This is a genomic window from Dyadobacter sp. 22481, from assembly GCF_052044875.1.
GTDB classification, from domain to species: domain Bacteria; phylum Bacteroidota; class Bacteroidia; order Cytophagales; family Spirosomataceae; genus Dyadobacter; species Dyadobacter endophyticus.
Map to the genome: position 1 here is coordinate 890139 of NZ_JBQENV010000001.1, position 23400 is coordinate 913538.

A 23400-nucleotide genomic window follows, 5' to 3' on the forward strand; every position below is an offset into this window, starting at 1 on the left:
AATATGCCGGCCTGCCTCATTTTAGCACCGCGACATTATCGTGTTCGCCCACATCGAGCATATACGACAGCGGATCGAGCATGACTGTGGCCGGTCCGTCCGGCACCGCAATGCGGATCACCGACCTCTCTTTTGAAAAATGGTGCCGTTGCAGGTAAACAGGTTTTGATGGCCCGCCGCGTGACGGTTCGCCGCCCGACGTTAATACCTGGTCGAAAACAACTATTTCGATATCGTCATCGGGTTTCAATGGTACCGGTTTGCCCGAGGTTTCGTCTGTTTTGCGAATATTTATTTCCAAAGTAAGCAGTTGTCTGTGGTTGGCCAATGGCTTGTTCGACAGTATTTTAATAGCATTATCAAATACAATAACCTTCTTGAAAAGCTCGTCGATCAACCGCATTTGGGCGGCATTTGCGCCGCGTTTCAATGCATCGATCAGGTCGGCGGGACTGGGTTTTCGTAATGGGTAACCGTGGTGCGTCACCAGTTCACGCAATGCCCGGGCCAAATGTGCCTCGCCTAAGGCTTCTTTGAGCCGAAACAGCACCAATCCTCCCTTCTGGTAATGTACAAAGGGCTGTTCCGTGGTTTTCCATAGCGGTATTTCCTTCTCGCCGACGGCACTGCGGTAGGCGAAATAGAGCTGTGTGTCCTTTACATGATACGGCCGCAGATACATTTTGCCAAAGCGTTTTTCGGTCACTAACGCTTCGGTGTATTTGGCTAGCGATTCCGTAAGCAATGCATAACCGGGCCCTGCCGGGGCTGCTACTTGTCCCGCCCACCACTGATGCGCCGTTTCGTGCGCGGTAGTGGCATAGGTATAGTTGAAACCGGCGCTGTCGCTGAGATTACTCCTGAAATTGGCCCGCTCCTGACTGAAAATAACACCCGGATAGGCCGTCGCGGAGCCGGGATAATGCGGGATTTCGGCCAAAGTCAGTTCGCGGTGCGGGTAAGGGCCGAAATGGTCAGTGCTGTAATCAACAGCGTCTTTCATGGCCTGCATCATAGCGGGGACATTTTGTGGGTGACCGGGGTGGTGGTAGATTTGGAACGTGGTGCCCTTGTACTGCTCGGTTTTCAAGGCATAGCGGCCGGAGCTCAATGCGAACATATAGGGGATCTCTTGTTCGGATTGGTAGTGGAAATACCTCCGTTTCCCTTTCACCCAGCTTTTTATCAATGTGCCGGTGGTAACTGCCTGCTGATCTGCTTCGGTGGAGATAATGTTTTGAAAATGAATGAAATGGTAATCGTGATCGGTTGATATTCTGCTTTTGTGGAGAGGCAGGCCGTTTTGCCTTCGCTGTTCTGCATCTTCTATTTCGTAGGCTGGCCGGTATCCGAAATACGGCAGGTACTTTTCCAACTCAATGTAGGAGCCATTGACGGCAACCGCATGCTCGCTGTTAAAAGTTTTAAAAGCGGATCGGTCCGCGCGGATTTCGAAATGGATGGTCGTTTCCTGGCCGGGCATCAGGCGTTGATCGGGCCGATACCAATGCTGCCCGAAGGTTTCATCCGACGATAAGTGTGAAGCACCTTCGGGGTGCATTGCTACCAGGTCGATGTCCGGGTCTATACCAATCCATAGCCGCGTAATGGGCTGTTTGGACTGGTTTTTAACCTTCAAATTACCTTTTACCGTGTAATAATGGCCCGAAGGAAAAAGGTTGGTTTGAAGATCGACAGCCGTAACCACCGGCTGTGGAAGGTTTTCAAGCGGCTTGTATTTCCGTTCATATTGCGTCTGCCATGCCGTATCTGCCGCCCCGGTGCGGTTGTGGGCAGAATGGCCGGTTTTATTTTGAATATAAAAACCAGTACCGACTGCGAAAAGGGCACAAAGCCACCTGAAAGCTACATTTGTCCTGATGGGCGTTATCCCGGCATATAGGTGCCTGAACGAATGTGTCTTCCCGTTGCCCGGCCAAAGGCGCACCGCGATGGACGCGAGCCCCAGCGCGACGAATGTCCAATAGAGCATGTACCAATTAAAGGCTAAACCGCTGTGCCCAAAGCCGTGAAAGTCGGAGTAGTGCAGGCGCGGAGCGGTGGCGAAGCGTGCCAGATAGCTTTCGACGCCCAGTTTTCTGCCAAAAATGAAGACCCCGATCACCAGTCCACTGATGAGCATCCCCAGGTATTTGTTGGACACGAGGGTTTGGATGAATACGATCAGGATCGCATAGAGCACCAGGGGAAGGCCTGCATAGTAATAGAGCGAAAAGTAGGTTCCCCATTCCAAAACCTCAAATCCTGAAAACAATTGGACCGACATGCCGATCGCGATGTGAACGGTAATGAGGGCCAGAATCCAGGCGATCAATGCGAGGGATTTGGCAATGGCGAAGACAGTCAGGGAAACCGGCGTGGCGAAAATCAGCGATTGGATTCCCGTGGCTTTTTCCCGGTGTATCACCTCGGAAGCATAAAAAATGATCAGCAGCAATGCCGGACGGACGGCTATGAGCTGCTCGGCAAGAATTCCGCTGGTTGCGTAGCTGCGCACACCATAGGGGCCGTTGGAAAGATTTCCAAAAAGCTCGACTGCATTGAAAAATAGCCATATTGCAAAAAGTAGCATTGTTAATATTGGACTGAAAAGTGTCTTCGCTTCCAGGCGGAATACCCGCAAAAAGGCCTGCCGGTGATAAATTGGTTGCTGAATGTGCGTACTGATCGTGCGGTAGGGAGCGGAGGCCAGGATTTGCACATCCGGGTTGGCTTTTGTGTCTTTTTCTGATAAAATCCTGAATTTGAACCGACTGTAAGCCAGTCCCAGCAGGGCCAGAGAAATGGCGGTCCAGAGCAGGCGGTTGGCTAAGAAAATCGGGGTGATAGGGAACAGCTCCCGGTTGCGCCGCCAGGCCGGCCAGTTCATGGTTTCTCCGAAAAACGCCGTAAAACCGAAAGGATCGATCAGTACCGAAAACCAGCCGGGGCCTCCCGGGGCAGGTATGGAACCGGCCATCACCGGTGAATTACCCAAAATGGAAGCCATGAAGTAGGTAATGAAAATCAAAACGCCGGCCGCGTACACGAATCGGGCGTTGCGGGTAAGCAATGCAGCCGCGAATACAATGCTGCAACAAAAAACCACCCCGGGAAGGCCGAATGCAAGCAATGGTGCCAGGTAATGGGAGAAATGGAAGGGCCCGAGCTGTTCGGGCGGGGCTATGAAAGATACAGTTGCCGTGCCCATTGCGGCAAGAGACACAATCAGAAAAACGGCCCCGAGCAGCCCCAGAAGCCGGACTGTGAAATAGGACATACGGCCGATGCTGGTAGTGAAGATGAGCGGCTCCATGCGGTGGTGGGCGTCGCGCAGGACTACGGAGGCACAGGCGAGCGTGCTCACGAAAATGGTGAATAGTGAAAGCAGGCAAATGACGAAATTGATCACGTGGGGTGCGTTCCGGTGAATTTCCTCGCCGCCAAAGTTGCCGAACGGCATCGCAACACCCAACGCCAGGAACAGCAATGCCGCAATACGGAAGGCAATCTGCCGGAAATGATAGCCCATTTCGAAGCGCAGTGCGGCTAGCATGACGCCACCTCCTTCCACCCTGTGCCCGGGAGCTTGGCAAAGTATACGTCTTCCAGCCCGGGCTCGAATGCTTCGAAACCGCTGGCCGGTTGCTCTCCCGCGAGTACATGCACGTGAATGCGCCCCGCTACCCTGCGCGTGGAAATGACGTGAACGGTGGTTTGCAATTCGGCGAGTTCTGACGGCGTTACCGTTTTGCGCCATAGTTGCCCTTTGAGCGCGCTTGTCAACGTTTCCGGTCTGCCTTCGAGCACGATTCTGCCGGTTGCCAATACCGCCATTTGCGGGCAAAGGTCGTGCACGTCGTCCACGATATGGGTGGAGAGTATCACGACAATTTGTTCCCCGATCTCACTCAGCAGGTCGTGAAAGCGGTGACGTTCGGAGGGGTCAAGCCCGGCGGTGGGTTCGTCGACGATCACCAGTTGCGGATTGCCCAGCAATGCCTGCGCGATGCCAAAGCGTTGGCGCATTCCCCCTGAAAAGGTACTCACAGCCTGCCTGCGGTGCTGATAGAGGTTGGTTCGCTGCAATAGGGCCGCTACTTGCTCCCGTCTGCCGGCCTTGTGGACCAAACCCTTCAATACGGCCAAATGATCGAGCAAATCTTCCGCTGAAATGCCCGGATATACTCCGAAATCCTGTGGGAGGTAGCCGAGCCGGCTTCTCAGCCAGGTGGTGTCGTGGGCAATATCCCGGCCGTCGAAGGTTACCAGCCCGTTGTCGGGTTGTGTAAGCGTGGCCAGGATCCGCATAAAAGTCGATTTACCCGCGCCATTCGGACCGAGTAAGCCGAACATGCCGTTCGGTATTTCGAGCGAAACGCCGTCCAGCGCACGGGTGCCGTTAGGATAGGTTTTGGAAAGTCCCTGAATTTTCAATCGTTGCATGACATGGCTTTTGAAGTTTAAGCTTCAAAGATGAATGCACGAAAGCGGGTATTCAATTAATAATGAGGAAGGTGCTGCGGGCGGTGATGAACGACTTTGTCGGACCGTTTTACCTGCCTGTTTTACCAATATCACCAAAATCGCGACGGTCGTCATTAATTTTTGACAGCAAGCGCATAGTCGGGTTTATTTGCAGGATGGCGGCAATAGAAAAATGGGTTGGCGTGCTGACGCGCCGGAGGGATACGGGACTTTTCATGGGTTTGTTCTGCTGGGTTTCGATCGGTTTTACGATCGGGCGCGACGATCCGTGGGACGCATATTTTCAGTCGATGACTGCATTGACCCTACTTTGGTCACCTGTGCTCGTGGCTACCTGGATGCGCGGAGGGAGCGATGAGGGGCGTTTCGGGGGGCGCAACAGACGTTATTGGTTGGTGTGCTTTTTGGGATATTTGCCCTTGCTATTGGTGTTGTCGGGAGCACTTATGGATGCAGGAGCGTTGTTTTGGCCGGTTGTTTTTACCGGCGGGCTTTGCATTGCCGCGCTGGAATGCTTGCTGGTCGCGGATAGCCAGTATATCAGCCGGTTGCGCCATGTAAAATGGGTACGGAAGCTGAGCCTGGAAAAGGCCGTGCTGATCAGCATCACCGGGCTTGCATTGCTGCTGGGCGCAATGGCGGTGTCGAGTCTCGACAATCCGGCCTACCATTCGGGTAAGCAACTGCTCATTGGTTTTGAAATACATATTCTTAAAATCCTTGCTCGGTTTCCAACGTTCATCAGTTTCTCCCTGCAACTGCTGCTGATGTACCTGGCAGGGTATTTCTTTTTTTATATCAACAGCCGCTTGCTCGTTCCGCGTATTCTGAAAGAACGGGGCATTTTGTATTACCTTCTTTGTTCGACGGCGCTGGTAGGTGTTTTTTACCCTTTCTGGGGAGAGTTGCTGGCCGGCTTGCCCCTCTGCAAGGTGCTGGGAGGTGTATTTTCGGCGAATCCTTTTGTAGCGGAAAATGCATTTGGCGCGGTACTGGTGCTGGCGGTGAGTCTCCCGGTACTGTTGGCGATTCAATGGGCGAGGCAGAACAGCCTGATCACAGCCCTGCAACACGAAAAATCCCTCGCAGAGCTCGACCTTTTGAAACAGCAGTTGAACCCGCATTTTTTTTTCAATACACTCAATAATCTCTATGCATTGAGCCTGCAACGTTCAGAGCAGACCCCGGAAAGCATATTGCAGCTATCGGAACTAATGCGTTACGTGATTTACAAAGCCAAAGAGCCATTGGTGGGTGTGGAAGACGAGGTCAAGTACCTGAACGATTACCTGCAATTGCAGAAGATCAGAGTTAAAAAGGGCCTCGATCTGCAATTTGATAGCGAAATCACGGATGGTACGGTGCTGGTCGCGCCGCTGTTGCTGATCGTTTTTGTGGAGAATGCCTTCAAGCACGGTGTTGAAAATGCGGAGGAGGCTGCATTCCTGCACATTAGTCTCCAAGCCGACCGGCATTCTGTTCGTTTTATCTGTAAAAATTCGTTCGAACCGGCGGCGGATGCGCATACCGGCATCGGATTGACTAATTTGCGGAAACGGCTGGCATTGCTCTACCCGGGGAAACACCGGTTAACTACGGAAGCAGCGAACGGAGTGTTTGTTGCCAGCCTGGAAATTGACCTGCTATGAAATTACGCTGCCTGATTGTCGACGATGAGCCACTGGCCCATGATGTGATCCTGAGGTACCTGGAAGATATCCCGTTTCTCGAAAAAGCCGGGCAATGCTACCTCGCAACGGAGGCATTTGCCTTTCTCAACCATCAGGCCGTCGACCTTATTTTCCTCGATATCCGCATGCCGAAGCTCAGCGGGCTCGATTTTCTGCGTACGCTCGACCAGCGCCCGCTGGTTGTGATCACATCCGCGTATGAGGAGCACGCTCTGGAAAGTTTCGAGCTCGAAGTGGTCGATTACCTGCTGAAACCGTTTCGTTTCGACCGGTTCCTGAAAGCCGCCAACCGTGCATTGGAACAGCATACTTTGCGAAAACAAGCAGCTACTGCGCCCGCACAAGCCGTAACGCAGCACGAGCCGGAGCCGTTGTATATCAAATCCGACAAGAGGCTCGTCCAGATGCAGCTCGACGAGGTGTATTACCTTGAAAGCCTGGGCAATTACGTGAAGGTTTGGGGGCGGGATCAATTTCTGCTCACGCAACGGACACTGGGAAGTTTTGAAGAGCAGCTGCCAGCCGAGGCGTTCATCAGGATACACAAGTCGTTTATATTAAATAAAAAATTTGTACACTACATCGAAGGCAATATGATCCGGTTGCTGAACGGAAAGGTCTTACCGCTTGGTAAAACGTTTAAGCACGTTGTCAAACTCTTTCCGGGCTGATCCTTGAAATTTTACCGCTGGCTGGATATATTTGTTTATACACGAATTGATAGACACCACCCACGCACCATCATGAATTCACTCGATTACTTACGCGACCAGATCAGAACCTACTTCCCGGATTCGAAGGAATTACAGCTTTCGTCGGCATTCGACGGTCAGCGCCGCTTTAATTTTTACTTTGAAATAGCTCCCGGACAACGCCATTTACTTTACCTCAATTGGGACGGCGATATTGACGGTTTTACTCTGAAATGCCTTGAATTCCAGGATGCTGCATTGTTGAGAGAGCTAGCCGACGCTTATACCGAGAAAGGGTCCAAGATCTTCAACGCCGGCCAGCCGGTGGCGACACTATCATTTATATATCAGGGAGAAGACAACCTCAGGGTACGCAATTACAAAGGCAGGTCGCACATCGATTCCCATGAAATATCGGCGAGGAATCTGATGTACGCGGTCAATCCGTTTGAATGAACGGCCAGCTTCCAATGTTTCTGGATATCCATACCCATCACCCGGCCGGCGATCAGGACGTACTTGCCATTGAAAACCGGCACGGCGGTTTCGGGGACGCGGCCGCTTCCCGGTATGTGAGCGCGGGGTTGCACCCGTGGTACATCCGTCCCGAAACGCTTTCCGATGATCTCGACGCATTGCGCAAATATGCTACCCAGCACGGGGTGCTTGCAATCGGCGAATGTGGCCTCGACAAGCTTACCAAAACCGATTGGCACACGCAATGCCTCGCATTTGAACGGCAAATAGCCCTGGCAGAAGAATTGGAAAAGCCAGTGATTGTGCATTGCGTGAAAGCATTTGAGGAGTGCCTGGCATTTTTGAAACAAACCGGCGTCCCCGTTGTTTTTCATGGGATCAATAATCGCCTTTCAGTAACCCGTCCGGTGATTGATGCGGGCTATTTCCTGTCGTTCGGAAAGGCACTGCTTCATCCCAACGATGCCATTACCGAGGCATTCAGGGCTGTTCCGATGGAGCAGCTTTTTCTGGAAACCGACGATACCGGTGCCGACATCCGCGAAATCTACAAAACCGCGGCACAGCTGCGGAATATTCCCGAAAAAGAGATTGCTTTGCAGCTCGAAACGAATTTTGGCAAAGTATTTAAATAATGACGGAGGATTTTTCCTGGCTTTCCAGGACTGAATTATTGGTTGGAAGAGAAAACCTGATAAAGCTCAGCCGGGCGCATGTACTGGTGATCGGGCTGGGCGGAGTCGGTTCGTTTGCCGCCGAATTTATATGTCGCGGCGGGGTAGGGACGATGACCATCGTGGATGGCGACGTAGTTGACCCGACCAACCGTAACCGGCAACTGCCCGCCCTGGCGACGAATCACGGCCAAAGCAAGGCCGATATTATGGCCGAGCGTCTCAAAGCCATCAACCCGGAGCTCACTTTAAATGTCGTGAAAAGTTTCGTAACGCCGGATGCGGTGGAGCAAATCCTTTCGATGACCAACTATGATTATATTATTGACGCGATCGACAGCGTAACCCCGAAACTGACTTTCCTCACGCAGGCGTACAAGCGCAACATACGAATTGTGAGCTCGATGGGCGCGGGTGGGAAAATGGATCCGACCAAACTGAAAGTGGTCGACATTTCCAAAACCTTTAACTGCCCGTTTGCCCAGCAGGTGAGGAAAAACCTTAAAAAGGCAGGAATTTACAAGGGTATCAAGGCGGTATTTTCAACCGAAGAGCAAATCCGCGAATCGCTCATCCTCACCGATGGGAGCAATTATAAGAAGTCAGCTTACGGTACCATGCCTTATCTCCCCGCCACTTTCGGAGCGACCTGCGCATCGGTGGTGCTGCGGGATTTGATTGGTTAGTGGCCGGTAACGGCCATTCCCAGTTCACTCACAATTTCCGAAGTGGTTGTTAACAATTGTTAAGGACCGGGCGGGCTGTCTTTAAGAGTGGCTCATTCCGGAAATTCCATCTCGGTTTCGGAGAAGTGGCAGAGGCCGTCGAGGAGTTCGCTCAGCTTCGATCCGGTTTCGGACAGGGAGTATTCGACACGGCTCGGAACTTCGCGGAAATTGTCATTTCGGATGATCAGCTTGTGCTGTTCGAGCAGTTTCAGACGATCGGCTAAGATGTTGTCGCTAATGTGTTTAAGGTCCTCTTTCAGGGTCGAAAACCGGTTGTTGCCTTCTTCAATGCTGAACATCACCTCCGTCAACCACCGTTTGCTAAGCAGGTTGATCAGTTCGTTCAATGTACATTTCTCTTCCAGGAACGTCTGGTTGTAGTAATTCGTCGAGGTTAGTTTTCTCATATGGTCGGCTCATTTTTGTAGGAGCTACTCACAATTTACGCAGATATTGATAGGTTGTCAACACGACGCCATCGAGCCGCAAGGAGCCTTCCGTAAACAATTCGGCATTATTTTGATAAAAAAGATAAAAATAGTGGGGTATATATTCTAAAAATGAGTCTCATCTAGAAAACGTGATAGCTACCACGAGATGAGACCACGCATTACTCCGGATGAAGCTCAGAAACTTTGGAATGACTATCAGTCGGGCGTCATGTACGCACTCGCGAACATCATGCAGGGCTATTATTCCGACCTTTTCGATTGGGGCCTGAGGCTGTATGTGCAAGCATTATCTCCCGAGCTCATAACCTTCGCTTTGCGTATGCGTATAGTCGGTAGCGTAACAAAATCAGAACGGGAATGAGGCTTCATCGTATCAACCGATTTTTGAATGAAAAACCTGAAAAAAAGACTGCAAAACGGGGAAACCCTGCACGGCTGCTGGCTCAATACAGGCAGCCCCCTCACCGCCGAGATCGTCGGACTGGCCGGGTTCGACTGGGTGCTCATCGACCTGGAACATGGCGCCGGCTCCGAAAAGGACGTGCTTTACCAGTTGCAGGCGCTCGAACACACGCCCACGGCGGCGATTGTGCGCGTGGAAAGTTCGGAAAGCCAGCGCATTCACCGCGTGCTCGACATGGGTGCGGAAGGGGTAATGTGCCCTAAAATCCAGAACCCGGAAGGGGCACAAAAACTCGTGCACGGCCTGCATTACCCGCCGTTCGGTAGTAGAGGCGTGGCTAAAATGGTGCGAGCGACGGGTTTCGGGCAGCATTTTCAGGACTATTACGACAACAGTCGGGACAATATCCTGGGCATCGCGCAGATCGAGACGGTGGAGGTTCTCCATCACCTCGATGCGGTTGCGACAACCGAAGGCGTCGACGTTCTTTTTATCGGCCCGGCCGACCTTTCGATGGAGCTCGGCATTTTTGGGCAGTTCGATCATCCGAGGTTCCGGGACGCCGTTCGGGAAACGTGTGAGGCCGCCCGAAAAGCCGGGAAAGCAGTGGGTATTCTTTTTTTTAATACCAATGAATACACGGCCTACCATGAGATGGGCATCCGGTTCATAGCGTGCGGCTCCGACGCCACTTTTGTCGCCGAGGGCGCCCGCACCATGGCCAAAAAGCTGAACGAACTCCGTCCATCCTAAACCTTCCTTTTCATGACTTTAATGACTGCGTTATTCAGCGACCCGCTCTTCATTCTGCTCATCGGTGTGATTATCGTGGTGGGCGGCATTATTTTCCTGCAATTGCACCCGTTCCTGGCGCTTATTCTGGCTGCATTTGTGGTAGCGTTGCTCACGCCGGCGTCGTCTGTCGAGGCATTTGCGATCGCGAAAGGTTCCTCTCCCGAAGCCGCCGCAGCACTGGCCAAAAAAAGCATCGGCGAGCGCATTGCTACTGAATTTGGTAGTACCTGTGGGAAAATCGGCATTCTGATCGCGATGGCCGCCATTATTGGTAAAGCCATGCTCGAAAGCGGGGCTGCCGAGCGGATCGTGCGGTCGATGCTGGCCGTGACGGGCGTGAGCAATGCGCCGTTTGCATTCCTGGTGAGCAGTTTCTTCCTGGGTGTGCCGGTGTTTTTTGATATTGTGATCTTTCTGATGATCCCGCTGGCCAAAGCGGTGAGCATGCGCATTGGTAAGAACTATCTGCTTCTGGTACTGGCTATTACCGGCGGCGCAGCGATGGCCAATTCGTTCGTCCCGCCCGCACCGGGGCCATTGTTCCTGATCGGTGAAATGAATATCCCGATCGGCATGATGATGGCCGGCGGCACATTGCTGGGGTTGGTCACGATTACGGCAGGTTTCTTGTTTGCCAAATGGGCCAACGCCAAATGGCCGGTAGAACTCCGCGATTCGCTCGATGCCCGGCTGGACGATATCCGTTCGTTGGCCGAAAAGGCCGATAGGGAGCTGCCGCCGCTATGGTTCTCGCTTCTGCCCGTAACCTTTCCGCTGGTATTCATTTGTTTGGATAATATCCTGAAATCGATGATCAAATCGGGCGCATTTACGCCGGAATCTTCGCCGGCACACTTTCTGGTGGATTTTGTAGCATTGATCGGTGACAAGAACATCGCGCTGGTAGGAGGCGGGCTGATTGCCCTGGTGCTGCTGGCTGTTACGAAAAAAGGAAGTAAAGAAGGCATTTCGGCGTTTGTGCAGGCTGCATTGATGAGCGGTGGAGGGATTATCCTCATTACCGCCTCGGGTGGCGCATTTGGTGGCGTTTTGCAGCAAACAGGTATCAGCTCGCGCATTGCCGCACTCACTGCCGACTACCAGATGACGCTCATCCCGCTCGCCTTCGTGATCAGCGCGGTCGTACGTACGGCGCAGGGATCGGCTACGGTGGCGTTGATTACAGCTTCCGGCATTCTGTCGGGAATGGCTACCAGCGCCCATTTGGAGTACCATCCGCTGTATCTGGGCCTTGCGATCGGTTGCGGCTCGAAACTTGTGCCCTGGATGAACGACGCCGGGTTCTGGATCATCGTCAAGATCAGCAACCTCACCGAGAAGGAGGCATTGAAAACCTTTTCGCCCATGCTGGTAGTGATGGGCTGCGTGGGCCTGATCGTCCTGATGATCGCGGCGCGGGTATTTCCATTGGTTTAATCATTTCAAAAAAAGATAGTTATTTAAAATGGAGAAGATCGGTTTTATAGGGCTCGGCATTATGGGTAAGCCAATGGCGCTCAATCTTTTGAAGGCAGGCTACCCGGTGGGGGTGCTTGCAGCAAGCCAGGCGTCGGGTATATTAAAAGAGGCCGGCGCCGAAGTGTGGCCGGATGCGGCCGCGCTGGCCGCGGGAAGTGATATTGTGATTACCATGTTGCCCGATTCGCCGCAAGTCGGGGAAGTAGTCAATAGCGGCGTTCTGGCGGGCATTCGCAAGGGAAGTTTATTCATAGATATGTCCACCATAGCGCCGCTCTTTGCCCGTAAACTCTTTGATATAATGCAGGAAAAGGGCGTGGAAGCCCTGGACGCACCGGTATCAGGCGGACAGGTGGGCGCAGAGGCTGCCACGCTGTCCATTATGGCTGGCGGTAATGCGGCTGCATTTGCGCGGGCATTGCCGGTGTTTCAGGCCATGGGCAAGAATATCGTGCATATCGGCGAACCGGGTGCCGGGCAAACGACGAAGGCTTGCAACCAAATGATCGTCGGGCAAACGATTCAGGCCGTGGCCGAGGCATTTACATTAGCTGAAAAAGCAGGGGTAGACCTTGCCAAAATGCGGGAAGTATTGCTGGGTGGTTTCGCTCAGAGCCGCATTCTCGATCTCCATGGGCAGCGGATCATCGATCGGAATTTTAAGCCGGGTTTTAAAATCAAGCTACATCAGAAAGACATTAACATCGCCCTCGAAACTGGCGGCGAGCTCGGTATCACATTACCCGGCACTGAAACGGCGGCCGGACAAATGGACGCCGCCATGCAGCAAGGCAACGGCGAGCTCGACCATAGCGCGCTGTTTTTGGCATTAAAAGATTAACAGGTTTTGACGGCATGGTCATGCCCGGTCACCCATTCAACCATTCAAAATTCAGTACCGATGTCACACATCCAGGAAATCCACATTACTCCCATTGCTATTATTGACCCGCCGCTGCTGAATGCGGCAGGGCTGCATGCACCTTATGCGCTTCGGACTGTTGTTGAGATCGTTACTGACGATCGTATTTCGGGCATTAGCGAGATACCGGGCAACAGCGATATCGACGCGGCTCTGGAAGAAGCCAAAGCATTACTGATCGGTCGCGATCCGTACAATCTGAATGTGATCCGGCAGATACTGACCGACCATTTCGGCACCGAATCGGCGGCTGCGCGCGGGGATGCGCCCTGGGACCAGCGGAAGCTCGTGCATATTTTCAGCGCGGTGGAAGTGGCTTGTCTGGATATTATCGGCAAAATTACGGGCCGGCCGGTGGTGGATTTGCTGGGAGGTAAAATGCGGGACCGTGTGCCATTTTCGGCCTATTTGTTTTATAAATATGAAGGTGCGGGCGGCCCGCTGGGATTCGGTACCGACCCGGGTGCCACTGGTTGGGCCGCCGCACGGCAAGCCGCCGCACTCGACCCCGAAAGCATAGTCGGGCAAGCACGAGCGATGTGTAAAGAATTTGGCTTTCAGTCCATTAAATTGAAAGGCGGCGTTTTCGAGCCGCGTATCGAGGTGGATTCCATGTTGGCATTGCACAAGGCATTCGGCCCGAATGTGCCATTGCGCGTCGACCCGAATGCAATCTGGGAGGTAGAAACGGCCATTCAATATGGCCGTGAACTGAAAGGTATCCTCGAATACCTGGAAGATCCCGTGCGCGGGCAGGAGAATATGGCGAAGGTGCGAAAGGAGCTGGGTATTCCGCTGGCTACCAATATGTGCACCACTTCTTTCGGGGATATTCCGCGGAGCATAGAACTTGGTTCCGAAGACATTATCCTCAGTGACCATCATTTCTGGGGCGGATTGCGTGCTTCGATGACGCTTTCGGGAATTTGCGACACGTTTGGGCGGGGCCTGTCGATGCATTCAAACAGCCACCTGGGCATTTCGCTGGCAGCGATGGTACACCTCGGCGCGGCGTTGCCGGATGTTCCCTACGCACTCGATACGCATTATCCGTGGCAAAGCGACGAGGTCATCGTTGGCGGGCGTATTCAGTTTGAGGAAGGCAGCGTGAAAGTGCCTACCGGCCCCGGCCTGGGCGTGGAACTGGATCGCGAGGCATTAAAAAAACTGCATCAGAATTACATTGCCTGCGGTCTTAAAAAACGCGACGATGAAATTGAGATGCAGAAAAAAGTGCCCGGCTGGAAGTTTAAAGCGGTCCGTTGGTAATTAATATTTAGCCATCATTTTGTCAAAAACCTGGCGTTGTTCTTGCAACGCCTTGATTTTGTCATCGGGGTTGGTGTGGCATTCCAGCAGTACCCAGCCTTTGTAATCCATTTTGGCCAGATTATCTATTAGTTCGGGATAGGGGTAATCGGTGCGGTTGAGTTCGCGGACGTGGCAGGTATCACCGAAATACTTTTTGACGAGGTCGAAGTTGTATTGAAAGCCTTGTCCGTTCAGGTCCTGTTTGTTGCAATTCCAACATATTTTCGCGTTACGGTGATCGGCATAGTCCATGATCTTGCGGATGTTGGGAAGTTCCTGCGTCTCTTCACCATGAACTTCCAGCCGCAGTTGCTGACCGAAATCTGCGGCATAACCCGCCAGCCCCCGCAATGCCAGCCCGATCTGCTCTAATGTTTTTTCGGTAGGGACTTCTTTATGCAATGCATTCGGCTTCACTTTCACGCCGGTGCCGCCGACATCTGCGCTCAGGCGGATGAATTCTTTTGTGCGATCAATAGAGGCTTTCAGTTTGTCCTGGTCAGGATAATCATATTGTTGATTGGTTCCCAGCCCTATTATTTTGACAGGGCTGTCGGCAAATTGCTTTTTCACTTCTTTCCGTTGGTCAGGGGTGAGATCGGGCATGACTTTGTGCGCATGCTCCACACGCAGCTCGACGCCCGTAATGTGCGTATCGGAAAGGTTTTTGATCAACGTTGGCACATCCCAGTCTTTGCCCCACAGGTAAGTCACAAATCCTAGCTGCATTTTAGGTTTTTTCAGAAAAAGCGGATCGGCCAGCGTCAGGTCCGGGAGAAGTGCTGCGCCGGCAGCCATGGAGAGATTTTGAAGAAAGGTCTTTCTGTCGATACGCATAAGGAGCCGGTTTGGTTTGACTGGTTACAATCGCTCTAAGCCGGCTTCCAGCAAATTCTACCGTTTGGCAGCCTGCTCGATCAGGAAATCGAGCGCAGGTTGTTCGGTTAATGGCCCGGCCTTAATTTCGTCGCCAAGCATGATCATTTGGGGTGCGTTGGTATTGAATGCAGGCCATTGTGGTAATCCGGTGCCGTTAGGATTGCCGGTTTTTATAAAATTGACCCAATAGGCAGACATGACGTTGGCAATCTGATCATCCGTAGCATTCAACGGGCGCAATGCACGATCGATAAAACGGAGGTTATCGTACGCATATGCGACTTCGCCCGTATGAAATGCGCCATACTGCGCGTAAATGCCGGTGGCAGGCAGCTTGCGTGTGAAACGGTATAAATATGCGCCTTTGCCCTGCTGTGCCTGCGCTTGTGCCCAGGAGTAGTTCTGAATACCATAACTCATGTCACGGGCGAGCTCGTCCTGCGAATGCGCGGCTTCGGCGTCGGATTGGGCCGGGTAATACTGGAAGAATGTCTGGGCAATCGGACCGTACTGTTGGTTATATTGTGCCTGAAAATCAGCTGCATTCTTCGGCTTGGCCACTGCGTTTTCATTCTGGTTCCAGCCGGTAAGGAGTGTGACTGCATTTTGTTTTCCAGCCTGGTAAATAGTGGATACCGACTCCGGAAGCACCAGTCCGTCCGTAATAGGTCCGCGGTAGGTGGTAATGTTCTTCAAAATTTCTTCTGCAGGCACTTTTCGCAATGCTGCCAGGCTGGTTGCATTCAATTTTTCACCGGCCTTTAAACCGGCTTCTTCGGCCTGTTTCAGGGATGGATAATTTCTGCCGAAACCTGCGCCGCTTTCTGCGATTGCTTTGTTGAAAAGGCCTTTTGCCTGTGGGCTTACCACCAGGCAGTTAACACTCATCGAGCCTGCCGACTGGCCAGCAATGGTGACATTTTCGGGGTCGCCACCAAACTGGGCGATATTCTTTTTAACCCATTTCAAAGCCGCAATCTGGTCCATGAGGGCATAATTACCCGATGCATTCTTTCCTGATTCCTTCGTCAGTTCTGGATGCGCAAAAAAGCCGAATGCGCCCACACGGTAATTGATACTGACAAAAACGACGCCTTTTCTGGCTGTCGCTTCGCCATCGTATATGGCACACCCCGCACCGCCGCTCACAAAGCCGCCTCCATAAATCCAGACTACTACCGGCTTTTTGGCCGTTGTTTTGCCCTGTTTATCTGTCCATACGTTCAGATAAAGGCAATCTTCACTAATAGGTGCTTTAGGAATAAGAAACTCCGCGCTCCACATGCTGAACGGTGCTGGTTCATTTTGGATTGGGCTTGGGCCAAATGCGTCGCACACTTTTACGCCACTCCACTTTTTCACGGGTTGTGGTGCTTTCCAACGCAAGTTTCCCACCGGCGGCGCAGCGAATGGAATGCCTTTGAAAATGCTGATACGGCCGTCAGAACTCACTGTGCCGGAAACCCTTCCGCCTTCAATGCGAAGTGTATCCGAAGCCTGCGCCGAAAAATGAAGGGTGGCCAGGGCGACGGCCAGGAGTAAGTTGGAAAGCGAAAATGCGCGTAATTTCATCCGGAATATCAGTGATCGTTTAAAGCGCAAGTTCGATTTTATTTTTGACATGCTTGCTTTCCTGCTCACGAATTGCGGTGTCCTGCGTCAGCTCCGCTTCCTTCGATTTTTGTACCAGCCTGAGCCACCAGGAGGCGGGTATCAGGCCATTTGAATGCAGTTCCAACCGGATCAGGAATTCCTTAGGCGGCGTGCGATGGCCATTTTGCCGATTTGGTAACGCCTGTAAGCATATCAATTCCTAGACGGTTGGTTATGGCAGATTAACGGAGTATGAAAATTTAGCTGGGGCGGAGGCGCGACAGGTTAAATGAAGCCCTGTTTTGTCTTTTGATTTAAAAATTGATCCGGAAAAATGTCTGAAATAGATCGTCGAAAATTCCTCAGGATGTCTGCCGGCGCGGCAGGTGCAGGGGCCGCTTTGAACATGTTGCCGCCGTTGATCCGTAAAGCGTTGGCTGTGAATGCGTACAGTCCTACCAAGACGATTCAGGATGTACAGCATGTGGTGATCCTGATGCAGGAGAACCGTTCCTTCGACCACTATTTCGGAGCGATGCGTGGTGTAAGGGGTTTTGGCGACCGCTTTCCTATTCCGCTCGAAAGCGGGAAGCGTGCATTCACGCAGTCGGACGGGAAGCGGGAATACTCGCCCTACCGTGCAGATAAAAAGACCGTCAACGCGGCGCTCGTAAATGGCACGCCGCATGACTTTCCCGACACGCAGGCCGCCTGGAACCAGGGCAAATATGGCTTCTGGCCGATGTTCAAGACGCCGTATTCAATGGCCTATTATACGCGTGAGGAAATTCCCTTCCAATATGCATTGGCCGAATCGTTCACGATCTCCGATGCCTATCATTGTTCCATCGCCACAGGTACCGATCCCAACCGGATCGTTTTCTGGTCCGGATCGAACTTTGATCCGGAAAAACGGGCGGCCGGCATCAATTGTACCGATGCCGAGTCTGAGCCGGTGAATTTGCGCTGCTGGGTAGAGGGAAAGATGCCAGATCCCGGCTATATTTATCGGGGCAATGCATTCAAATGGGACACAATTCCCGATGTTTTGCAAAAAGCTGGCGTAAGCTGGCGCATTTATCAGGACCCGAACGATAACTGGACGGGCGCAATGCACGGCTGTCTGGCATTCGAAAGCTTCCGTAATGCGAAACCCGGGTCGCCAGTTTATGAAAACGGCATGAAGCACTGGTCGATCAAAGACCTGACCGAGCAAGTCAAAAATAATACTTTGCCGCAGGTAAGCTGGATTCTTCCGTCTCAAAGTAATTCGGAACACCCGAGCGGGCCGTCGAGCCCCAACCGAGGGGGCGATTTTACACATCAGGTTTTGACGGCCATTACTTCCAATCCTGAGGTTTGGAGCAAAACCGTTTTCTTCCTCACTTTTGACGAAAACGACGGGCTTTTCGACCATCATCCTGCACCGGCCGTGCCTTCGTATAATGCCGACGGCACATTGGCGGGTAAGTCGACGATGGACCTGGCGGGCATGTATTTTAACAACGACAAAGGCACATCCGAGTTTCCAAGCGCTTTTCATGAAGCGATCAGAAAAAAAGACGGACCGGTGCGGACGCGTGTTTACCAGGACAAGCGCGATACGATTTCCGGCCCGATCCGTCCCTGGGGTATGGGGCCGCGCGTGCCGATGTACATTATTTCTCCGTGGAGCAAGGGAGGGTGGGTCGATTCCGCAGTCGCCGATCATACGTCTGTCGGTCAGTTTCTGGAAAAACGATTCAAAATTACCATCCCCGCGATTAGTCCCTGGCACCGTTCGGTAAGCAGCGACCTCACTTCGGCGTTTGATTTTGTTCACCCAAACGACCCTGTTTTTCCGGCATTACCCGACACCACCAACTATGCCAGCATAGAAGACGCATCGAAATTGCTTCCCAAAGCCACAGCGCCTGAATTGCCCGGGCCGCTGTTTCAGGAAAAAGGTACACGTTACTCCCGTGCACTGCCTTACCGCCTGCATACGTATGCAGAAGTGGTTTCAAATAAAATCGGACTGTTTTTTGAAAATAAGGGCACCGTCGGGGCCGTGTTTCACGTATACGACCTCAAACACCTCGATCGGATCCCGAGGCGTTACACGGTGGAAGCGGGGAAATCACTTTCAGATGAATGGACACTCGCATCCGATTCGGGGGATTACGCATTGGAAGTATTCGGGCCGAATGGCTATTTCCAACGATTCTCGGGGAGTAGTACCAGTGACGAACCGGAAGTAAAGGTTAGCTATGACCACCGGAAAAGCATAGTCCGTTTGGAATTACAAAACCCGGCAAAATCCGGTGTTGAGCTGTCGGTAATTGATTTTTATGATCAATCTGAATCTGTAAATATCAACATCCCGGCTGATGGAAAAGTCGTCAGGGAATGGGCATGTGGTAACCAGGGAAACTGGTATGATCTTACCGTTCAGTTTAGGTCCAAAGGCGAATTCCAGCGCCGTTTTGCCGGAAGGATCGAAACCGGCAGGCATGGCATCAGTGATCCGGGCATGGCCACAGAGATTTGAAATGCCCCAAGGAAATCTTTTAGTAAAAAATCCCTTTTTCGCAACGCGCACGCCAGGCCGTAAACACAAAATAGGCTACCCGGTGGATAGCCTATTTTGCAGCGTGTGTTATAATCAATCAGGTTTAGGAATAGTAGCGTTTTGCGTTGAAAAGCAGTGGAAAAAACTGCCCGCTTAATTTTTCTCCTTTCGGAATGGCAGGCACGCCGTCGAGCAATGTACCGTTGGTGTCCGACATTGTACCGTCAGCAAAAACATTGAGCACAAATGCGCGCCGTGAGCGCTCCGAGCGGTTTTCATACGATCCGTGGACCATTAGCGGGTGGTGGAATGTTCCATGGCCACGCTTCATTTCGATCGGGATGGGTTTGAACTCCGCTTTTTGGTCTTCGGTCAGGTACTGCATGAGCCCTTCCATGTCGCCGGCCAGTTCGGGCTTGTCAAGCAACCCCCAGCGGTGGCTTTTGGGAACATAATAAAGGCAACCATTTTCGACGAGCGAGTCGTCCAGGCCGGTCCAGCAGGTAAGGTGCTGCATTGGAACGGAGCGTGTCCAGTAGGAGTAATCCTGGTGCCATGCCACCACTCCACCATGTCGCGCCGGTTTGCAAAACAGCTGATCGTGCCAGAACCGCACCGCTTTATTGCCGAGCAACTGGCTGGCCGCCATCACGAAAGCCGGGTTCCAAAGTACATCGTGGAAGCCTTCTGTCACGCGCCAGGCACCAAGAGCATGCAAAAGCACTGCATTGGGATCGACCGATTCATTCGAATGGAACTCGTAGTATAAATGGTGACTTGGGTTGGCCGGATCGGTTGCCGACACCAGTTCCTCGTTCAGTACATCCACCTGCCAGTCTTCCAGCAGTTTGATGTTGGACAGATAGCCGTTTTCGTGAAAAAAAGCCACCTGCTCATCGCTGAGGCGGTATTGTTCCCACTCCTCCCGGCTGGTGGGCTGCTTGAACAAATCCGCTATCAACTCGTGGTATCTGGAAAGATCTCCTGTTGCAACTTCCATAACTTTTCGTTTCGGGTTTAGTTTCAGTATTACAAATATGAGCGATGTTAACCTTTAACGGGGTTGCTGATTTTGATTAATAACTAACCTATTTTGTATTAATTTTGAAGTTAGTATTTGCAATGTCTACTAAATAGGTTATAAAATGTCGGTTTCAGCGTTATGAAGGCACAATACGAAGCATTTCAGCCTATGCCCGAATCTTCTTTCCGCATATTCGGGTACGAGGTGGCAGAGTTTGACGCTCCCTGGCATTACCATCCGGAATACGAGTTGACCGTCATTTTACGAAGTGAAGGGATTCGCTATGTGGGCAACAGCATGGAGAGTTTTGAGGCGGGCGATCTGGTATTGCTGGGGCCGAACCTGCCCCATTGCTGGAAGAATACTCCGGATAGCCCGGGTCCGGCGAGTTCGATCGTGGTGCAATGGCCGGGCGGGTTTATGGGCGGGGGCTGGCTGGATGTGGAGGAGTTTAAATCGGTGAAACGCTTGCTGCAATTGGCCGGGCAGGGTATCCGTTTTGACCAGCACGTATCGGCACGCGTAAAACCGATGCTGGCAGAAATGCTGGAAATGCAACCATTTCCCCGGTTGATCAGGTTTCTTGAAGTGCTGGAATTGCTGGCTGCCGTGAAGAATATCCATTTCCTTTGCGAACAGGGGTTTGCCTATCCGCTCAACTACGAGGACAACCAGCGCATTAACACCGTCTACAACTACATCAGGGAGCATTATGCCGAACGCATTACGCTCGCAACGCTTTCGGGCCTGGTGTATATGAGCGAGGAATCGTTTTCGCGGTTTTTCAGCCGGATCATGCAAAAGCCGCTTTTTACTTTTCTCAACGAGTACCGCATCAACATGGCTTCCAAAATGCTAATCGAGACCGATTTGCAGGTGGCGGAAATCAGTTTTGCATGCGGATACGAGAGCCCCCCCTTCTTTTTCAGGCAGTTTCGTAAATTCGGCGGCATGACTCCGGCGGCTTATCGCAAGCAATTCCGGACTGTCGAGACCGCGGTATAAATGGTAATTCTTTTAGGCTTTGGAAAGTACCTACCGGGCCTTCGCAAACGTCTTGACGAGCTTCGCATCAAATGTCACATCCACAACCGGGCCGCCGGAGGCCGACTGGTCCAATTTCAGCGTACCGGCCAGGCGATCGGGCGTATCGGTGGTTAAAGTGAGGAACTCGTTTTGTGCGGTACCCGAGTATTGTACGAGCTGGTTGTTCAGGCTGACCCAGTAAAGCAGCCGCGGTGCGGCGTCGAGGTCGACCTGCATGCCTTCAATGTATTGATCCACACAATTCATGGCGCCGCACGATTTGATCTTATCGTCGAGCGCTTTTGTCGTGAAAATCAGGCGGCGGATTTTCTTGCCGCTGTCGAAACCGTCCGGCCCGACGATGAAGTAGGCCGATTTGATGTTCATATCGAAAGATTTGCTGCCGGTTTTGTAAACCAGTTTGCCTTTACCGACGTCGGAGCGGGTGATCAACGAAAGCAAGAGCAATGTGCAGACTGTCAGCAGCAAAGAGAGATGCGCCGTGCGGAAGCGGAAATGTGTTTTCATAGGAAGGGGTGTTTTAGGATTTTTAAAAGTTAGGAAAAAAAGGCGGTTGTTTTTGCGGTATTCATCGAAATCGAATAGCCGGTTAGTGGCCTTAATTGGAATATTCAGAGTAAATACTTAAAAAAAAGTACTTAGGCGAGTAGTAAACTTAGGTGAAGTACCTGTAATCTGTATGTCCATTTCCTAAATCAAAAAATCACGTACATGGAAAAAAAGAATACCGTTCAAGAGCAGCCTTCTTCTTCGCGGAGGGATTTCATTAAAGCGGCCGCAGGTACCGCAGCAGGCCTGATGATCGTTCCGCGCCACGTGTTGGGCAAAGGATATGTTGCACCAAGCGATAAAATTACCGTGGCAGCGGTGGGCGCGGGCGGAAAAGGAACCTCCGATATTGCCAATTTCTTTAAAAGCGGAAAGGCCAATATCGGCTACCTCTGCGATGTGGACGACAGACGTGCAGCCACCTCCGTTAAGAACTTTCCGCAAGCCAAATACTACAAGGACTGGCGCGAACTGTTTGAAAAAGAATCTAAAAACTTCGACGCTGTTTCGATTTCAACGCCCGACCACACCCACGCGGTAGTAGCCATGGGGGCCATGCAGCTCGGCAAGCACGTATATGTGCAAAAGCCGATGACGCACGATATTTATGAGGCTCGTATGCTCACCGAAGCGGCAGAGAAATACAAAGTCGTGACGCAAATGGGGAACCAGGGATCGTCGGGCGACGGTGTACGACAGTTGCACGAGTGGTACGATGCCGGCGTTATCGGCAATGTGCACACTGTATATATCTGGACCAACCGCCCGATCTGGCCACAGGGTATTCCCTGGTCGACCGAGAAACCGCCCGTTCCAAAGGAGCTCGATTGGAATTTGTGGCTCGGTACGGCACCTTATAAGGATTATGTAGACAACCTGATCCCGGGAAGCTGGCGTGGATGGTGGGATTACGGTACCGGCGCTCTCGGCGACCTGGGTTGCCACCTGATGGAAGCGCCTTTCCGAATTCTGGACCTGAAATATGCATTGGACATGCAGGCGAGCGTCAGCAGCGTATTTACCGCATTTGGTAAGCGGGGCATTTTCCCTGATAGCTGCCCGCCGGCGAGCCATGCAACCCTTACATTCCCGAAAACGTCGAAGACGAAAGGTAAAGTTACCATGCACTGGATGGATGGAGGGATTAAGCCGGAACGTCCGGAAGAACTCGGTCCTAACGAACTGTTTGGCGACGGCAACAGCGGTATCCTTTTCGTAGGTACCAAAGGCAAAATGATGGCCAGCGAATATGCGGCTAATCCGCGCCTGTTGCCGCTTTCGCGCATGGAGGAAGTAAAGGTGAAACAAAAATTCGCACGCGTGCCTGGTTCGGCCGAAGGCCACTATGCACAATGGGTGGAGGGATGTATCGCAGGCTATGGCAAGATGGAGCTCAGCTCGCCGTTTGAAAAAGCCGGCCCGCTCACGGAGGCGATTTTGATGGCGAACCTCGCGATCCGTGGAGCAGACATGCCAAAACCACGGGCAACCGGTAACGGATTCGACTATCCGGGATCGAACCTGAAAATGCTTTGGGATTACAAAAACATGAAGGTGACCAACTTCGATGACGTGAACCAGTGGGTGAAACGGAACTATCGCGAGGGGTGGAGCCTGGGAGTTTAGTAGGATAATAGATTCACGG

General features: G+C 52.2%; 21 protein-coding genes. 13 read left to right on the top strand and 8 right to left on the bottom strand.

Going from position 1 to position 23400, the window contains the following annotated elements:
- Positions 1-16: 16 nt before the first annotated feature.
- Complete coding sequence (locus ACTJJJ_RS03220; protein ID WP_440701426.1) at positions 17-3556, bottom strand: M1 family aminopeptidase; 3540 nt, start codon at positions 3554-3556, stop codon at positions 17-19.
- Positions 3550-4446: an ABC transporter ATP-binding protein gene (locus tag ACTJJJ_RS03225; protein ID WP_188930719.1), complete on the bottom strand. Its 897-nt coding sequence runs from the start codon at positions 4444-4446 to the stop codon at positions 3550-3552. Before ACTJJJ_RS03225 ends, ACTJJJ_RS03220 begins: the two co-directional genes overlap by 7 nt.
- A 62-nt stretch (positions 4447-4508) precedes the next feature.
- Here ACTJJJ_RS03225 and ACTJJJ_RS03230 point away from each other — a divergent pair, with 62 nt between their 5' ends.
- From ACTJJJ_RS03230 to ACTJJJ_RS03250, 5 genes are all read left to right on the top strand, one after another.
- Positions 4509-6137, top strand: coding sequence for a sensor histidine kinase (locus ACTJJJ_RS03230; protein WP_188930717.1), 1629 nt, complete (start codon positions 4509-4511; stop codon positions 6135-6137).
- On the top strand, positions 6134-6850 hold the full coding sequence (locus tag ACTJJJ_RS03235; protein ID WP_188930715.1) for a LytR/AlgR family response regulator transcription factor: 717 nt from the start codon (positions 6134-6136) through the stop codon (positions 6848-6850). The genes ACTJJJ_RS03230 and ACTJJJ_RS03235 overlap by 4 nt, the downstream gene beginning before the upstream one ends.
- 72 nt (positions 6851-6922) lie before the next feature.
- A complete protein-coding gene (locus tag ACTJJJ_RS03240; RefSeq protein ID WP_188930713.1) occupies positions 6923-7327 on the top strand; it encodes a hypothetical protein in 405 nt (134 codons plus the stop codon).
- The gene (locus tag ACTJJJ_RS03245; protein WP_188930711.1) at positions 7324-7983 is read left to right on the top strand and encodes a TatD family hydrolase; all 660 of its coding nucleotides are present in this window, start codon (positions 7324-7326) and stop codon (positions 7981-7983) included. Before ACTJJJ_RS03240 ends, ACTJJJ_RS03245 begins: the two co-directional genes overlap by 4 nt.
- Complete coding sequence (locus ACTJJJ_RS03250) at positions 7983-8708, top strand: tRNA threonylcarbamoyladenosine dehydratase (RefSeq protein ID WP_188930709.1); 726 nt, start codon at positions 7983-7985, stop codon at positions 8706-8708. Before ACTJJJ_RS03245 ends, ACTJJJ_RS03250 begins: the two co-directional genes overlap by 1 nt.
- Positions 8709-8800: 92 nt before the next feature.
- Here the strand turns inward: ACTJJJ_RS03250 and ACTJJJ_RS03255 are convergent, their stop codons facing one another.
- Complete coding sequence (locus ACTJJJ_RS03255) at positions 8801-9157, bottom strand: winged helix-turn-helix transcriptional regulator (protein WP_019943040.1); 357 nt, start codon at positions 9155-9157, stop codon at positions 8801-8803.
- Between the two features lie 190 nt (positions 9158-9347).
- On the opposite strand from ACTJJJ_RS03255, the gene ACTJJJ_RS03260 reads away from it, so the two are divergent.
- Genes ACTJJJ_RS03260 through ACTJJJ_RS03280 form a run of 5 tightly spaced genes read left to right on the top strand, consistent with a single transcriptional unit; the run spans position 9348 to position 14070 of the window.
- Positions 9348-9563, top strand: coding sequence for a hypothetical protein (locus ACTJJJ_RS03260; protein ID WP_188930707.1), 216 nt, complete (start codon positions 9348-9350; stop codon positions 9561-9563).
- A 27-nt stretch (positions 9564-9590) separates the two neighbouring features.
- Positions 9591-10358: an HpcH/HpaI aldolase family protein gene (locus tag ACTJJJ_RS03265; protein ID WP_188930705.1), complete on the top strand. Its 768-nt coding sequence runs from the start codon at positions 9591-9593 to the stop codon at positions 10356-10358.
- A gap of 12 nt (positions 10359-10370) precedes the next feature.
- Complete coding sequence (locus tag ACTJJJ_RS03270) at positions 10371-11837, top strand: GntP family permease (RefSeq protein WP_188930703.1); 1467 nt, start codon at positions 10371-10373, stop codon at positions 11835-11837.
- A 28-nt stretch (positions 11838-11865) separates the two neighbouring features.
- Positions 11866-12720, top strand: coding sequence for an NAD(P)-dependent oxidoreductase (locus ACTJJJ_RS03275; protein ID WP_188930701.1), 855 nt, complete (start codon positions 11866-11868; stop codon positions 12718-12720).
- A 60-nt stretch (positions 12721-12780) separates the two neighbouring features.
- Complete coding sequence (locus ACTJJJ_RS03280; RefSeq protein WP_188930699.1) at positions 12781-14070, top strand: enolase C-terminal domain-like protein; 1290 nt, start codon at positions 12781-12783, stop codon at positions 14068-14070.
- On the opposite strand, the gene ACTJJJ_RS03285 is transcribed toward ACTJJJ_RS03280, so the two are convergent.
- From ACTJJJ_RS03285 to ACTJJJ_RS03295, 3 genes are read right to left on the bottom strand one after another with little or no spacing between them, the layout of a single operon-like run.
- Positions 14071-14949, bottom strand: coding sequence for a sugar phosphate isomerase/epimerase family protein (locus tag ACTJJJ_RS03285; RefSeq protein ID WP_188930697.1), 879 nt, complete (start codon positions 14947-14949; stop codon positions 14071-14073).
- A gap of 57 nt (positions 14950-15006) precedes the next feature.
- The gene (locus ACTJJJ_RS03290) at positions 15007-16563 is read right to left on the bottom strand and encodes a carboxylesterase/lipase family protein (protein ID WP_188930695.1); all 1557 of its coding nucleotides are present in this window, start codon (positions 16561-16563) and stop codon (positions 15007-15009) included.
- 19 nt (positions 16564-16582) lie between these two features.
- Positions 16583-16801 carry a hypothetical protein gene (locus ACTJJJ_RS03295; RefSeq protein ID WP_188930693.1) on the bottom strand — a complete coding sequence of 73 codons (219 nt, stop codon included), beginning with the start codon at positions 16799-16801 and terminating at the stop codon, positions 16583-16585.
- Positions 16802-16918: 117 nt separating this feature from the next.
- Between ACTJJJ_RS03295 and ACTJJJ_RS03300 the strand changes: the two genes are divergently transcribed.
- Positions 16919-19114, top strand: coding sequence for a phosphocholine-specific phospholipase C (locus tag ACTJJJ_RS03300; protein ID WP_188930691.1), 2196 nt, complete (start codon positions 16919-16921; stop codon positions 19112-19114).
- A gap of 124 nt (positions 19115-19238) precedes the next feature.
- On the opposite strand, the gene ACTJJJ_RS03305 is transcribed toward ACTJJJ_RS03300, so the two are convergent.
- Positions 19239-20135, bottom strand: a complete 897-nt coding sequence (locus ACTJJJ_RS03305) for a phytanoyl-CoA dioxygenase family protein (protein WP_188930689.1) — start codon at positions 20133-20135, stop codon at positions 19239-19241.
- 162 nt (positions 20136-20297) lie between these two features.
- Between ACTJJJ_RS03305 and ACTJJJ_RS03310 the strand changes: the two genes are divergently transcribed.
- The gene (locus tag ACTJJJ_RS03310; protein ID WP_188930687.1) at positions 20298-21164 is read left to right on the top strand and encodes a helix-turn-helix domain-containing protein; all 867 of its coding nucleotides are present in this window, start codon (positions 20298-20300) and stop codon (positions 21162-21164) included.
- Positions 21165-21194: 30 nt separating this feature from the next.
- On the opposite strand, the gene ACTJJJ_RS03315 is transcribed toward ACTJJJ_RS03310, so the two are convergent.
- A complete protein-coding gene (locus ACTJJJ_RS03315; RefSeq protein ID WP_188930686.1) occupies positions 21195-21713 on the bottom strand; it encodes a hypothetical protein in 519 nt (172 codons plus the stop codon).
- Between the two features lie 204 nt (positions 21714-21917).
- On the opposite strand from ACTJJJ_RS03315, the gene ACTJJJ_RS03320 reads away from it, so the two are divergent.
- Positions 21918-23381, top strand: a complete 1464-nt coding sequence (locus ACTJJJ_RS03320; RefSeq protein WP_188930684.1) for a Gfo/Idh/MocA family protein — start codon at positions 21918-21920, stop codon at positions 23379-23381.
- The last annotated feature ends 19 nt before the right edge of the window (positions 23382-23400 follow it).

Excerpts from the sequence above, each read along its gene's own strand:
- ACTJJJ_RS03220 (WP_440701426.1), bottom strand. The coding sequence starts at position 3,556 with ATGCTAGCCGCACTGCGCTTCGAAATGGGCTATCATTTCCGGCAGATT.
- ACTJJJ_RS03280 (WP_188930699.1), top strand. The coding sequence starts at position 12,781 with ATGTCACACATCCAGGAAATCCACATTACTCCCATTGCTATTATTGAC.
- ACTJJJ_RS03240 (WP_188930713.1), top strand. The coding sequence starts at position 6,923 with ATGAATTCACTCGATTACTTACGCGACCAGATCAGAACCTACTTCCCG.
- ACTJJJ_RS03300 (WP_188930691.1), top strand. The coding sequence starts at position 16,919 with ATGTCTGAAATAGATCGTCGAAAATTCCTCAGGATGTCTGCCGGCGCG.
- ACTJJJ_RS03320 (WP_188930684.1), top strand. The coding sequence starts at position 21,918 with ATGGAAAAAAAGAATACCGTTCAAGAGCAGCCTTCTTCTTCGCGGAGG.
- ACTJJJ_RS03305 (WP_188930689.1), bottom strand. The coding sequence starts at position 20,135 with ATGGAAGTTGCAACAGGAGATCTTTCCAGATACCACGAGTTGATAGCG.
- ACTJJJ_RS03310 (WP_188930687.1), top strand. The coding sequence starts at position 20,298 with ATGAAGGCACAATACGAAGCATTTCAGCCTATGCCCGAATCTTCTTTC.
- ACTJJJ_RS03250 (WP_188930709.1), top strand. The coding sequence starts at position 7,983 with ATGACGGAGGATTTTTCCTGGCTTTCCAGGACTGAATTATTGGTTGGA.
- ACTJJJ_RS03315 (WP_188930686.1), bottom strand. The coding sequence starts at position 21,713 with ATGAAAACACATTTCCGCTTCCGCACGGCGCATCTCTCTTTGCTGCTG.
- ACTJJJ_RS03285 (WP_188930697.1), bottom strand. The coding sequence starts at position 14,949 with ATGCGTATCGACAGAAAGACCTTTCTTCAAAATCTCTCCATGGCTGCC.
- ACTJJJ_RS03270 (WP_188930703.1), top strand. The coding sequence starts at position 10,371 with ATGACTTTAATGACTGCGTTATTCAGCGACCCGCTCTTCATTCTGCTC.
- ACTJJJ_RS03225 (WP_188930719.1), bottom strand. The coding sequence starts at position 4,446 with ATGCAACGATTGAAAATTCAGGGACTTTCCAAAACCTATCCTAACGGC.
- ACTJJJ_RS03290 (WP_188930695.1), bottom strand. The coding sequence starts at position 16,563 with ATGAAATTACGCGCATTTTCGCTTTCCAACTTACTCCTGGCCGTCGCC.
- ACTJJJ_RS03265 (WP_188930705.1), top strand. The coding sequence starts at position 9,591 with ATGAAAAACCTGAAAAAAAGACTGCAAAACGGGGAAACCCTGCACGGC.
- ACTJJJ_RS03275 (WP_188930701.1), top strand. The coding sequence starts at position 11,866 with ATGGAGAAGATCGGTTTTATAGGGCTCGGCATTATGGGTAAGCCAATG.
- ACTJJJ_RS03230 (WP_188930717.1), top strand. The coding sequence starts at position 4,509 with ATGAGGAAGGTGCTGCGGGCGGTGATGAACGACTTTGTCGGACCGTTT.
- ACTJJJ_RS03245 (WP_188930711.1), top strand. The coding sequence starts at position 7,324 with ATGAACGGCCAGCTTCCAATGTTTCTGGATATCCATACCCATCACCCG.
- ACTJJJ_RS03260 (WP_188930707.1), top strand. The coding sequence starts at position 9,348 with ATGAGACCACGCATTACTCCGGATGAAGCTCAGAAACTTTGGAATGAC.
- ACTJJJ_RS03255 (WP_019943040.1), bottom strand. The coding sequence starts at position 9,157 with ATGAGAAAACTAACCTCGACGAATTACTACAACCAGACGTTCCTGGAA.
- ACTJJJ_RS03235 (WP_188930715.1), top strand. The coding sequence starts at position 6,134 with ATGAAATTACGCTGCCTGATTGTCGACGATGAGCCACTGGCCCATGAT.